This window comes from Parabacteroides gordonii MS-1 = DSM 23371 (assembly GCF_000969825.1).
Classification (GTDB): domain Bacteria; phylum Bacteroidota; class Bacteroidia; order Bacteroidales; family Tannerellaceae; genus Parabacteroides; species Parabacteroides gordonii.
In genome coordinates, this window is the sequence record NZ_KQ033919.1 from 3769851 (window position 1) to 3784068 (window position 14218).

The following is a 14218-nucleotide window of genomic DNA, read 5'->3' on the forward strand; positions in this document are numbered from 1 at the left end:
ATCTCGTTTTAAACGAATTTCAACTTCGTTTAAAACGAGATTTTTTTCTGTTTAAACAAAGTTGAAGTTTGTTTAAAGCTGAATTTTTGTTAATTGTAATCAGGAAAACTCTTTTTTCGAACTTTTCTTCTGCTAAAATCCATGCTTTTTAGCAGATTTATTTTCTGGAAGGGGTGAAATATTGTGTATAATTTGAACGACATATTTATAAGGATATGATTTTATTAAATCGCTTTGTCTGCTTGATGTTGATAAAATAGAATAAAAGGCTGTATTTGTTGTGTAAAAAACAGAAGAATGGTATTCCTGATCTTCTTCATAGTTAAATAAAAAAGAGTATACTCAAGTTGGGGTATATACAGCTTGCTGGTGATAGGGGTAAAATGACATTTTGATAAACAGAATGCAGGCTTTACTGTGTACAAAGATTAGTGCCTTAATGTTTTTTGTACATAAAGTATACGTTGATACGATTTTCTTTTATCTTTGCCTTTCGTTAGTGATATTATTATGGAGGAGAACAGAGATATACAAACTTTTAACTACTTGTTTACGAACTACAAAGGGCGCTTTACCCATTTTGCCCGGACGTACGTGGACGATGAAATGACAGCAGAAGATATTGCTGTCGAGAGTTTGATGTATTACTGGGAAAACAGGAAAAATCTGGACGGGCATTCGAACGTTCTTGCCTATGTACTAACTGTCGTGAAACATAAATGTCTGGATCATTTGCGTAAGATGCGTACGCGGGAAGATTTTGCCGAATACCTGCAAAATATTGAAACCCGCCGGTTGAATGTGCGAATCGCAACTTTAGAGGCCTGTAATCCCGAGCGAATTTTTTCAGATGAGCTTCAAAGTCTGGTAGACAAAGTGCTGGCTTCGTTACCAGAGCAGACTCGTGATGTTTTTATCAGAAGCCGTTATAATAATCAAAGCCATAAAGAAATAGCAGAAGCCTTGGGTATATCTACCAAAACTGTTGAGTTTCATATCACAAAAGCCCTGAAAGTACTTCGCGTCGCTTTAAAAGATTATTTGCCCGTATTTTTATATTTATTGATGAAATAACCTGTTTTACAGATTTATTTAAAATTTCATGCAAAAAAGTCATTTTCCCACTAGGGATATCCCCGAGCTATACGCTTTATAGATAGAATAGAGAAAAATGGATAAAAAAACATTATATAGATATTTTGAAGGTCTGGCTTCACGCGAAGAAGAGGAGGCTGTTTATCGCTGGTTAGATGCTTCTGTCGGCAATGAGAAAGATTTGTTCAGTGAACGTGAATTCTTTGATGCAATGATCTTGGCAGGAAGTGCAGAAGATGCTAAAGAAAAGAAAGGCGAGGAGCAGAAACATTCCGGATCCCGGACACATTCATTTGTACGTGAAGTCCTGAAGGTGGCTGCCGTGGTAGCCATAACGGTAGCTTGCGGGTTATATTTCCATCTGGCTGATAAAAAAGAGTTGTTGTCGGTAATGAATACGATCTCTGTACCTGTTGGGCAACGAGTGAACTTGAAATTACCTGATGGAACTTTGGTGTGGTTGAATGCCAGTTCCGAGATCGTTTATCCGGCTGTCTTTTCCGGTGGGAAGCGTGAAGTACAACTGAATGGAGAGGCTTATTTTGAAGTAACGCATAATGTAGAAAATCCGTTTGTCGTTCGGACAGAGAGGTGTGATATAGAAGTATTGGGAACGAAGTTTAATGTAGACGCTTATTCGGGTTCGAATGATTTTTCGACAGCATTGATGGAAGGTTCCGTGAAGGTGACAGGCAACGATAGTTCTTCCCGCCCGGTTCTATTGAAGCCCGATCAGGAAGTTCGTTTGAAAGACGGGCGGTTAATGGTGTCGTCTATCAGTGATTACGATCAGTTTCGTTGGCGTGAAGGGCTGGTTTGTTTCAAAGATGTCGCTTTTAATGAACTGATGACACGGTTTGAGAAATGTTACGGGATACAGATTATCGTGGAAAATAAGCATTTGGAAGAGTATACATGTAGTGGCAAGTTCCGTATTTCAGATGGTGTGGATAATGCCCTTCGGATTTTGCAGCGGGATGCCCGGTATACTTTTGAAAGAAATGAAGACAACTCAATTATCTATATAAAATAAGTCTAATTTAAAATGAAATAGCCTATGGAATAAAGAAAGCAGCATTAACCTTAAAAAATGCCGATAAGTGTCCCCACACCCATCGGCATCTAATCAACACAATTAATAAATAACTGTATTAACATACTACAATTACAAAGATATGAATAAAAAATTCTTATCGTGGGCTTTTTATACTAAAACCCAACGATGTAAACACTTTTTTAGAATCATGAAGATAACCACTTTATTCTTATTCGTGTTGATCTTCTGTCTACATGCAGAAAATACAAACTCCCAGAATGTCAGGGTTACTTTGAAGCAGAGTAATGCAGAACTGGAAAATGTTCTGAGCGATATTGAAAAACAAACGGATTACTTTTTTGTGTACAACAAATATGTGAATGTGAACCGCAAAGTTTCTCTTGACCTGAACAAACGTCCGTTGGAAGAAGTGTTGGAGCATTTGTTTAAAGGAACGGATGTGAAGTACGCTGTGGATGGAGCATATATTATTTTGTCACCCCAAAATACAATGAATAATAGTACTTCATTAATCACACAACAAGGGCGAAAAGTATCCGGAATGGTTAAAGATATGAACGGAGAACCGATTATTGGTGCCAACATTATCGAGAAAGGAACAACTAATGGAGTTATAACCGATATAAGCGGTGCTTTTAATATGAATGTACCGGAGGGAGCTGTATTACAGATTTCTTATATAGGATATCTTTCCAAAGAAGTGAAAGTGGGAAAAGATACCTCTTTTGAAATAGTTCTTCTGGAGGATAATCAGACATTGGATGAGGTTGTTGTGGTTGCGTATGGAACACAAAAGCGTTCGAATCTAACCGGTTCTGTAGATGTGGTTCGCTCGAAAGATTTGGAAAACCGTCCCGTAACGAGTGCCAGTTCGATGTTACAAGGAAAAGCGACCAGTATCACATTTTCTACTCCGACCGGAGGTAATACGCCGGGAAAGAATCCGACTATTCAGATTCGTGGCCAGGCTGCTTTGAATGAATCGACGCCTCCACTAGTCGTAATAGATGGGATTCCATCCGAAATGGCTGATTTTAATGCTCTGAATCCGAATGATGTAGAGAGTATTTCTGTATTGAAAGATGCTGCAGCTTCTGCCGTATATGGAGCACGTGCACCATATGGTGTGTTGATGATAACGACTAAGATGGGGCGGAGAAATGAGAAACCGACCATCACTTATAGCGGTAATTATGGTGTGGTGACTCCGGTGAATATGCCGAGAATGGCCGATTCGTATACATTTGGGTTGATGAAAAATCAATCGAAAATTAATGCAAAAATGCCAAGGGCTTTCACTGATGATCAATTGGATTTTATTTTGGATAATATCCAAAATCCAGGCAAATATACCTTATCTGATTTAGTTCCGGGAGATGGAAATGATTGGGGATGGGGAAATAAGTCCTACTGTAACAATGATTTCATCGATATTTGGTTGCGTTCTTCATTTCGTCATCAACATGACCTTTCCGTAAGAGGAGGAAATGATAAGACATCTTATTTTGTATCAACCGGATATGTTTATCAGCCGGGTATTTTGAATTATGTGGAAGATATAGATAATTATTCCCGTTTTAATATTAATGGAGGGTTAGAAACAGATATTACCTCCTGGTTGAAACTAACCTATCGTTCACGTTATTCTTATGAGACGACTAAAGAACCGGCTTTTGAGTATAACCAGGGACGGCAACGTGTATATGACTTTGCTTTCGGTGCATGGCCTGTTACTCCTATTGTAAATCCGGATGGATATTACAATGAAGGAAACCGGATCGGTACCGGTGTTGGTGCTGGTCACCGGACGGATATGCAACATCGGTTGGATAATATCCTGGCATTGGACTTTAATATTGCCAAAGGGTGGACAGCCCATGTAGATGGAACATGGCGTATGAATTTCCAAGATTATCAGACGCTGAGAAAGCCGGTCTACGGGCTAAGGCCTTCAGGTGATCAGTTTACATTTGGAGGAACTGAATCTTCATTGGCAAAACAGACTGGAATGACTAAGTATTGGACGATACAAGGGTATACAGCTTACGAACACCAGATAAAAAAACATAACTTCAGAATTCAGTTAGGCGCGCAGGCTGAAGAAAATACGTATAGGGAACTTTCCGGTACGGCAAAGGATTTGTTCGTACCTGATATGGATGCAGTTTCGATCGCCCAGGGAATACGTACATTCGATGATAAAATAAATGACTGGGCGACAGCCGGTTTCTTTGGGCGTATAAATTATAATTTCGATGAACGTTATTTTGTTGAATTGAATGGACGTTATGATGGATCGGGTAGATATTCAAAAGGGTCTCAATGGGGATTTTTCCCTTCTGCTTTTGCAGCTTGGAATATGAGTAACGAGAGTTTCTGGGATGGTATTAAAGATGTTGTAAATTTCTCAAAATTGAAGGCCTCTTATGGTACTTTGGGAAATCAAGGAAATTCGGCCGGCTATCTGCATATACCGACTATGGAGGTAAAATCGGAATCAGACTGGATATTTAACGGAAGCCGGTTGCCTTATGTCAAAACTCCAGGTATTTTAAATATGAGCAGAACCTGGGAAAAGATAACGACGTTGGATGTAGGGTTGGAAATGAGGTTTCTGAATAACCAACTGTCTGCGGAGATAGGTTATTTTAATAGACGTTCGTGGGATATCATTGGTCCTCCAACTCCAAAGGCTGCAGTACTTGGAACAACTGCTCCTCAAGTGAATAATGCAGAGTTTGTCACCAATGGTTTTGAGATGCAGTTGAGCTGGAGAGATCAGTTCAGCAAGCGTTGGGATTACAGTGCTTCGTTCAATCTAGCGGACGGACGTAGCAAGGTGACTAAATATAATACTTCGTCTAACTCGTTTGGACAGACTTCAGACGGAAAAGAAAAATGGTATGTCGGAAAAGTGTTTGGTGAGGTATGGGGATATAAAGTTGACAGATTCCTGACAAAAGATGATTTCGATGAAAACGGGAAACTGCTTGTAGATCAAAGTAAGATCCACGCAAACTGGTATCCGGGTGATGTTAAATATGAAGATTTGGATGGTGACGGAGAGATAACTCCCGGTAACTCTACGGTAGAGGAACCGGGTGATAAACGGATTATCGGTAATACGACACCCAGATTCAGGTACGGTATTAATTTGTCTACCGGATACGAGTTCGAGAAAGCTGGTCGTCTGGATCTGTCTCTTTTCTTTGAAGGGGTTGCTAAACGTGACCTGTTTATGGATAACTCTTTCTACTTCTGGGGGACAGGGGTTAGTAATTCGTTTGCGAGTTCTGTGTACGATAATAAATGGCATATGGATTTTTATCGTGATGAGACAACAGAAGCGCGTCTTCTTGAATATATGGGCGAAAATATAAATTCATATTTTCCACGTCCTTATGACAATGCAGAAGGCAAGAAGAATTTCCAGACGAATACCAAGTATTTGCTTAGTGGGGCATATATCCGGTTAAAGAACTTACAGTTGACTTATACATTACCAAAACATCTTATTTCGAAAGCAGGAATGAGTAATTGCCGGGTATACTTCTCTGGTGAGAATCTGTTTGTTTTATCCGGACTACCTTCTTATATAGATCCGGAAGCTGTGGGTGGTGGTAGAATGTACCCGCAACAGGCTGTTTATTCTTTTGGAGTTAATGTTAGTTTCTAATCACGCATATATAAATATTATGAGAAATATATTGGATAAAATAAAAATGATACATAAGGGGCTCTTTATCCTTCCGTTGGCACTTATGGTATTATCTTCCTGTGATGATTTTCTTGACAGAGAACCTCTGGACGAAGTGTCGCAGGCAACTTTCTGGAAGACTCCGGAACAATTGAATTCGTATATAATAGGGAAATATAACTGGCTTCCCGGGCAATTCACAGACTGGGGAATGGGACATTATATTGACGATCAGAATTCGGATAATATGGTGGTCGGCATGAATCATCCGACCTGGATGAACGGGGAGAATAATACGACTCCTACCAGTGGAGGTAACTGGAAATGGGAGGCTATTCGTGAGATTAATTTGTTTTTTGATAATTATACTCAATGTGAATCTCCGTTCAGCTCGTATGAGCAAACTTATGGCGAAGCTTGTTTTTTAAAAGCGTTGAAGTATCATGAACTGGTTAAGAATTTTGGAGATGTGCCCTGGTATTCTTCCGTTGTTTCCGATACGGATGAAGAGCAGTTGAGTAAAGCCCGTGATCCAAGATCTTTAGTGGTAGATTCTATAATGAACCTGATCGATCAGTCGGTGGAACATCTGAAGCTCCGCTCGGCTGTTGGTGTAAACCGGATCAATAAAGAAACGGCACTGATCTATAAATCAAGAGTGGCTTTATTTGAAGCGACCTGGGCTAAATATCATGCCGGAACACCGTCTGCATCGGATGTGGATGCTGACAAATATTTTAAGAAAGCGGTGGAAGCATATGATCAGTTTAAGCAAATGTGTGGTGGATTTGAGGGAAAACTTTATTCGACCGGACATCCAGAGTCAGACTATTATAATCTGTTTAACCGGTTTGATTATGCAGATATTCAGGAAGTAACTCTTAGTAAGAAGTATTCGGAAGCCTTGGGGATAAAAAATAACGTTAATGTCCAGTCCTGGTGGTATGGATATTCTAATTGTTCTTATACGCTGGATTTGGTTCGCAGTTATTTATCCAATGAAGGTAAGTCTGTTAATATTATGGATAAATCGGTCATTCCGGGAACGGGAGTTGCTTACCTCTCGGAACTGGCTTCAAAATTAGATCCTCGTTATCGTCAAAGCGTATTTACTCCCGGTGATCTTTTGAATACGGTTACAGCCGGATTTATAGATTCTTTGTTTACCGTACCACAGATACATATCTCTGAAGCAACCCGCAATACGACATCTGGGTTTGCTCCTAAAAAAGCCCATAATGCCGAAGGCCCTCTTTTGAACCAGACCGATCCGTTGGTTTCGAGTATTTCATTCAGAATACCTGAATTGATGTTGAATTATGTGGAGGCTTATGTAGAGTTGAACGGATCGTTTCCTGATTTATCGGATAATATAGATCTATTGCGTAAACGTGTTGGTATGCCGGCTTTGACAGATGTTAAACCGTCTGTAGAAACTTGGTGGCCCGATTATGGTTATACGGTTTCTGATAATTTGGCTATTATCCGTCAGGAACGCCGTGTGGAATTAGCTGGAGAAGGGTATCGCACAGATGATTGGAAACGTTGGCGGGCTCATAAATTGTTTGATGGAAAACGTCCGAAAGGTTATCGGTTTGAGAAAGAAGATTATATTAAGTTAGGGTTGGAAATACCAACTATTCCGGTGGACTCTGATGGTTATCTGGATCCGTATGCCGTTAGTTTAAATGGAAGTGCATTTAAGTTTAAACCGGAAAGAGATTATCTGAATCCGATACCGATGGATGAGTTGCTTATCAATCCGAATCTGAAACAAAATCCGGGATGGGATTCTCCGAAATAAGTTTTTACTGTCTGACAGAAGAGGCCGGTAACAAGCCTCTTCTGTCAGACAAAGAATAAACATGTCAATTTCTTTAATTAAAAATACTATGAATCTCAATAAAAAAATCTATACTACAGCATTGGGTTTATTAGCAATCCATTCTACTCTTTGTGCAGCTGATAGGCCCAATGTTGTGTTTATTCTGGCAGATGATATTGGATATGCCGATTTTGGCTGCTATGGAGCCAGAAAAATTAAAACTCCCAATCTGGATAAATTAGCCCGTAGCGGAGTAAGATTTACCAATGCCTATGCACCGGCTTCTACATCGACTCCATCGCGTTATGCTTTACTTACCGGTGAATATGCATGGCGGGCGGGTGCTCATATTTTACCAGGGGACGCACCCTTATTGATAGATACACAAAAAAATAACTTACCTAAAACATTTCAGCAGGCTGGATATTGCACAGGTATTATCGGTAAATGGCATTTAGGACTGGGGAGTAAAGAAGATAAAGTTGATTTTAATAAAACGATAGTCAATGGTCCTAAGGAGGTTGGTTTTGATTATTCATATATATTTCCGGCGACAAATGATCGTGTTCCCTGTGTTTATATAGAAAATAGTAAAGTTGTAAACCTTTCTTCTTCAGATCCAATACAAGTTTCTTACCAGAAAAAGGTGGGAGATAACCCAACGGGAAAGGAGAATCCTGAGTTGCTGACTTTACGACCTCATATGGGGCACGACGGAACTATCGTTAACGGGGTCAGCCGGATCGGCTGGATGAGTGGTGGGAATGCTGCTTTATGGAAAGATGAAGAGATGGCTGATACTTTATTGGATAAAGCTTTACAATTTATAAAAAATCAAAAGGATAAACCTTACTTCCTTTATTTTGCGACTCATAATGCACATGAACCACGAATCCCTTCTTTGAAATTCAGGGGAAAGTCGAAGGCTGGTATTTATGGTGATGTGATTGAAGAATTTGATTATATGGTAGGGGAGGTTATAAAGGCTCTGAAAGAAAAAGGAGAATTAGATAATACTATACTTATTGTAACCAGCGATAATGGGCCGCGAATCAGAGAAGGGTATGCTGATGGCGCTTTGGAGAATTTGAACGGACATAATCCTTTTAGTATATTCAGAGGAGAAAAAGGTACATTAAATGAAGGTGGAACCCGTGTTCCCTTTATTTTTAGCTGGCCGCAAGAGGTTAGAAAAGGCTTTGAACAAGAACAACCTTTTTGCTATTTAGATATGTTGGCTACATTTTCCCGGATACTGGACAATAATACAAATAGTCTTGACATGAATGATAGCCGGGATGCATCTGAACTATTTTTTAATCCTCAGGCAAAACTGTATCGCCCTTATCTTATTCTGCAGGATAATGGCAGAAACATCGCTGTACGTTCCGGCGAGTGGAAATGGATTCCTGCGCAGAGAAATCAAAATCAGGAATTATATAACCTGAAGAATGATCCGTCAGAATTACACAATGTTCAGTTTGATTATTGGATGATTGTTGAAGAATTTGGACGGAAAGTGCTGGAAGTATCACAAATTAAATAAGAAAAAAACGAAGTCTTTAACCTAGTAAATAAAAAAATGAAAACGTTCATAAACAGTTGGTTCTTTGGCCTACTGGCAATTATGTTTGTTGGTTGTTCCAAAAGTAGTAATTATGATTTATATTCTCCGGATGGCTGTTTGTCTGTTAAGATCGGACAATCGAATAAGGGAGATTTAGTCTATTGTTTTTATGCGGGAGATGAAATGGTGATAGATTCATCCCGTTTGGGATATCGCCTGAAAGATGGAAACGAGTTTCCTGCTGGCGGTTGGATTATCGCGAAAGAGGAAAAAGCAAGTGTGAATAGCGAATGGCGTCCAGTTTGGGGTAAACGTTCCATTGTGGCTGATAAGTATAATCGACTTACGCTTCAACTGGCAAATAGGAATGCATTGTCAGGGATAAAAGATATGACGATTGAGTTTCGTCTTTATGATGACGGACTGGCTTTCCGCTATTCTTTTCCGGAAAATATGGACGAAGCAGCCGAATGTGAACTGACACAGTATAACTATGTGACAGATCCGACAGCCTGGTTCTATAACGGCGAGCATGAAAATTATGGTCCTGTGCTTTTGAGCGAGGTGGATGAGGTGCGTCCGTCGAATGTGACATTAAGAGTATCAGATAGTCTCTATCTGAATATGCATGAAGCTTGTTTGCTGGAGGGTGATCCGTTGCGTCTGACTTCCTGTAAAGGTGAACATTCGTTTGCCGTAGCTTCTTCTCCGGGCGTGTTCGGACAGTTGAAAGGAGGTTTTACTTCAGCATGGAGGGTCATTATGGTGGGAAAGACTCCCGGAGCATTGGTGGATAGTCATTTGCTGGAATTGCTGAATCCGGATCCTGCTCCGGATATGGATTTCTCCTGGGTAAAGCCAGGGGTGGCTGTCTGGGACTGGCGTATCGACGGAGCTATATGGGATGGATTTACCTATTCGATGTCGTATCCTTCGTGGATAAGAATGGTGGACTTTGCAGCTGAGCAAGGATTTAAACATCTGGTGTTGGACGCTAACTGGTATGGGCCTGAGTTTGAAACAGACTCCGATCCGGTGAAGGGGGATAAGGCAAAGGATGTGCAGCGCTTGCTGGCTTATGGAAAAGAAAAAGGTGTAGGTATCTGGTTATACCTGAATGATGTGGGTGGACGGAAATTTCCGATTGAAGAGACTTTGAAACAGTATGGTGACTGGGGAGCGTCCGGCGTGAAGTATGGTTTTATGAAAGGCTCTCCTGAAGAGAAAAATTTGTGGACACAGAAGATAACGAGACTTTGTGCAGAGAATCATTTATTGGTTGACTTCCACGATGGCCCGGTTCATCCTTACGGACAGATGCGTACCTGGCCGAATGCCGTGACACGTGAGTTCTGTCATGCTCAGTTGGATGCTCACCGGGTGTTCACGCCGACTACTTTCTGTACAACAGTGTTCGTCAATATGGTAGCAGGCCCTATCGATATGAATAACGGCATGTTCGATCTCCGTCAAGGCAATACGACCCGTGTTGACGAAAATCAACCGGTTCCGTCGACTTTGGTTTCGGAAGCAGCACGTACGTTGATTGTATTTTCAGGGGCTACAATCTTGCCGGATATACCGGAATATTATAGGAAATATCCTGCGTTGCTAGACTTCCTTTCCGCACAGGAAATGCCTTGGAAGGAAAGTCGCACATTGGCCGGAGAGATCGGAGGGTATATTGTGATGATGCGGCAAACAGATGATGCGATTCTGGTTGCAGCTGCTACTAATGAGTCGGAACGGACTATTGACTTGCCTCTTTCTTTCCTCAATGAAGATTCTTATGATGTACGGATTGTGGAAGACGGCGATGATGGTCACTATCTGACGAACCGTGAGACACTGAAGGTCTCTCAAAAGAAGGTTGCAAAATCAGATGTATTGAAACTTAAGCTGGCTCCTGGTGGAGGCGCTTGTCTCCTGTTCAGGAAAAAATAAAGCAGCAAGAATCAGAAGATAATGCAAATAAACCATAAAAAAGTCCATTGATCAGGAAGTAAAAGATAGGTTTATTTGTGTGCAGAACTAATTATTGGCAATGAATGTCGTTGATTTTAAATTGAATACGATGAAAAAGAGAATAGCTTATTGTTTATTTGCATCCGTATTATCTTCTATGATTTATGCAGATGTAGTTCCATCTACAATCGATTATGTAGTGCGCCCGCTCTATGGTTACAGGGCGGATGGTACTCCCGGACGTATTGTGACGGTTAAATTGAAAGGGAAAGAACTGAAAGGGGATCTTTCTGTAGACGTGATAACTAAAGGAAAAACCGAAAAGAACCATTTTGTATTGAATGCAAAGGATTCGACAGAAGTGGAGGTTCTTTTACCGCCGACTGTACCTGCCGGAAAGAAGTCGGAAGTGACTTTTGTACTCAGTAGTGCCGGTAAAAAAGAAAAGCAGAAGGTGAGTATATCTCCGATGCGTCAATGGAATGTGTATTTGTATAATCACTCCCATGTCGATATCGGCTATACGAATACGCATAAGAATGTAGAGCGGCTTCATAAAACAAATATCATAGAAGGTGTCAGGCTGGCCGAAGAGACAAAGAATCATCCGGAAGGTTCGCGGTATGTCTGGAACCCGGAGATTGGATGGCCGCTGGAACGGTTGTGGCAGTCAGAGCCGGAAAGAAGAGAGGCACTTATTGGGGCAGTGAAAAAAGGACAACTGTGTGTGGATGCAAGTTATCTGAATCTGAATACCAGTACCTGTTCGGATGAGGAATTATTTCATGTATTTAAATTTACCCGTGAGATACAACGTTTAAGCGGAGTCCCATCGGATGTTTTCCAGCAATTTGATATACCTGGGGTATCCTGGGGACTGATCCCGGTAATGGCGCAGGAAGGAGTGAAATATATTATCTCCTGGCCAAATTCAGATCGGGCGGGTAATGCACATAAATATCAGATGGACGGAAGACCGTTCTGGTGGATCGGGCCGGACGGCGAATCGAAAGTTCTGTTTTTCCAGCCGGGAGGATATGCAAACTGCGGCAGTATGGGAAAAGGAAGAACGACCGGACGTCCCTGGTTCGGCCAGCGTGATCCGGAAAAGGTGCCGGCTGTGATCCGTACCGGAGAAGCGGATGTCGATTTTACCCGGCAGCTGACGGAGATGGAGGCAGAAAACTATCCGTATGATTTTGCCGTTTTCTCCTGGACTCTCTGGGATAATTGCCCGTTGGATGCCGATATACCTTATGCAGTGAAGGCCTGGAACGAGAAATATGCTTATCCGAAAATAAAGATATGTGGCGGTCATGAGATTATGTCGATGATTGAAGAAAAGTACGGCGACCGGTTACCGGTTGTCACAGGCGACTATACGGAATATTGGACGGACGGCCTGGGAACGGCGGCCGGTCTGACGGCAATGAACCGGAATGCCAAGGGAAGACTGCTGCAGGCGGAAACTATCTGGTCTATGCTGGCGAACGGGACGAAAGCTCCCCGTTATGATTTTGATGAAGCCTGGCGTTATATTCTTCTCGGATCGGAACACACCTGGTGTTTTGAGAATCCGACAGAACCTTATTTTCAGGATGCCATCTGGAAAGTGAAGCAATCTTACTTCCATGAGGCTGAAGACCGTTCGATCGATATGCTGGATGAATCGCTGGCTCCGGTAACAGATAAGTCTGACGGTGCTTTAGGGCCGAAAGAGGGGCCTTCGAATGGAGGAATTGCTGTCTTTAATACGCATACGTGGCCAAAAAGCGGTGTGATAACATTATCGTCAAAAGAAAGTCTGAAAGGGGATAAAGTGGTTGATCAGGATGGGAAGGAAGTGCTTTCGCAACGTCTGTCGTCCGGAGAATTATTATTTTATGCCTCGGAGGTTCCGGCCTTGGGCTCGCGTCATTACCGGGTTGTGGAAGGGAAATGCACTTTGTCCAGTCGTTGCAGGATAAACGGGAATACCCTTGAGAATGAGTATCTGACCGTACGGCTGGATCCGGTGACGGGTAATATTGTTTATCTGGCGAAGAATGGTTCGGAGTATAACTATGTCAACCGTGGAGCAAATACATTCTCCTGGTTGCCGGCCAATGTCGATGCGCCCCAGGCGGATACGGTAGAGTCTGTATCTGTCGTTGAGGAGGGCCCGTTGGCGGTAGAGTTACGTATCACATCAAAAGCTACCGGATGCCGGAGTGTCTCCCGTTCTGTCCGTTTGCAGGCTGGACAACCCTGGGTAGAGATTTCCAATATCGTCGACAAATTACCTTTGGTAGAGAAAGATGGTATTCACTTTGGTTTTGATTTTAACTTGCCTGATTCAAAAACACGTGTAGATATCCCCTGGGGGATGATGGAAGTGGAAAAAGACCAGTGGCCGCAGGGAAATCGGAACTGGCTGGCGATGCAGCGCTGGCTGGATGTTTCGAACTCCACACATGGCGTTACCTGGTGTTCGCTGGATGCTCCTTTGTTTGAATACGGCGACAGATACGCCAATATCTCGATGAGTTGGGGCGGACAAGGGAATTGGATTACTAAATTGGAACCGAGTTCGACTATCTATTCCTGGGTGATGAACAATCATTGGCATACCAATTTCCCGTTGACGCAGGATGGCCCCGTTAGGTTCCGTTACCGCTTGTACCCCCATGAAGAATATAATGTGGTAGAAGCTAACCGATTCGGCCTGGAACAATCCCAACCGCTGGTTTATGCGACGGCCGATAAGGCCCGGGTAATAAAACCTGTTATTACTATTGACAATGAACGGGTGTATACAACGATTCTGAAGAGTACCGATAAAGATAAGGAACTGATCGTTCGCCTACGCTCCCTGTCGGATAAGGCTGAGCCTGTAAAGCTGTTTTTCCCGAAAGCTGATCCGAAAAGTCTTATGATTTGTGAGCGTGAAGAGATTCCGGTAAAGCCGACAAACGGTGAGTTCATGATGAAGCCTTATGGGCAGATAACATTGAAAATTGAGTATTGACAATA

The 14218-nt window shown here is 42.0% G+C and carries 7 protein-coding genes; all 7 read left to right on the forward strand.

From position 1 onward, the window contains the following. The first annotated feature begins 510 nt into the window (after positions 1 to 510). The 7 genes from HMPREF1536_RS14225 to HMPREF1536_RS14255 all read left to right on the forward strand — a co-directional run bounded on the left by HMPREF1536_RS14225 (position 511) and on the right by HMPREF1536_RS14255 (position 14213). Positions 511 to 1074 carry an RNA polymerase sigma-70 factor gene (locus tag HMPREF1536_RS14225; protein WP_028729580.1) on the forward strand — a complete coding sequence of 188 codons (564 nt, stop codon included), beginning with the start codon at positions 511 to 513 and terminating at the stop codon, positions 1072 to 1074. A gap of 97 nt (positions 1075 to 1171) precedes the next feature. Continuing rightward, positions 1172 to 2128: a FecR family protein gene (locus HMPREF1536_RS14230; protein ID WP_028729581.1), complete on the forward strand. Its 957-nt coding sequence runs from the start codon at positions 1172 to 1174 to the stop codon at positions 2126 to 2128. 211 nt (positions 2129 to 2339) lie between these two features. Further along, positions 2340 to 5828 carry a TonB-dependent receptor gene (locus HMPREF1536_RS14235; RefSeq protein ID WP_028729582.1) on the forward strand — a complete coding sequence of 1163 codons (3489 nt, stop codon included), beginning with the start codon at positions 2340 to 2342 and terminating at the stop codon, positions 5826 to 5828. Positions 5829 to 5847: 19 nt separating this feature from the next. Continuing rightward, positions 5848 to 7653, forward strand: a complete 1806-nt coding sequence (locus tag HMPREF1536_RS14240; RefSeq protein ID WP_225607930.1) for a RagB/SusD family nutrient uptake outer membrane protein — start codon at positions 5848 to 5850, stop codon at positions 7651 to 7653. Positions 7654 to 7741: 88 nt separating this feature from the next. Then, on the forward strand, positions 7742 to 9220 hold the full coding sequence (locus HMPREF1536_RS14245) for a sulfatase family protein (RefSeq protein WP_028729584.1): 1479 nt from the start codon (positions 7742 to 7744) through the stop codon (positions 9218 to 9220). Between the two features lie 36 nt (positions 9221 to 9256). Then, the gene (locus tag HMPREF1536_RS14250; protein WP_052349910.1) at positions 9257 to 11185 is read left to right on the forward strand and encodes a glycoside hydrolase family 97 protein; all 1929 of its coding nucleotides are present in this window, start codon (positions 9257 to 9259) and stop codon (positions 11183 to 11185) included. A gap of 130 nt (positions 11186 to 11315) precedes the next feature. Then, positions 11316 to 14213 carry a glycoside hydrolase family 38 C-terminal domain-containing protein gene (locus HMPREF1536_RS14255; RefSeq protein WP_028729586.1) on the forward strand — a complete coding sequence of 966 codons (2898 nt, stop codon included), beginning with the start codon at positions 11316 to 11318 and terminating at the stop codon, positions 14211 to 14213. Positions 14214 to 14218: the final 5 nt, after the last annotated feature.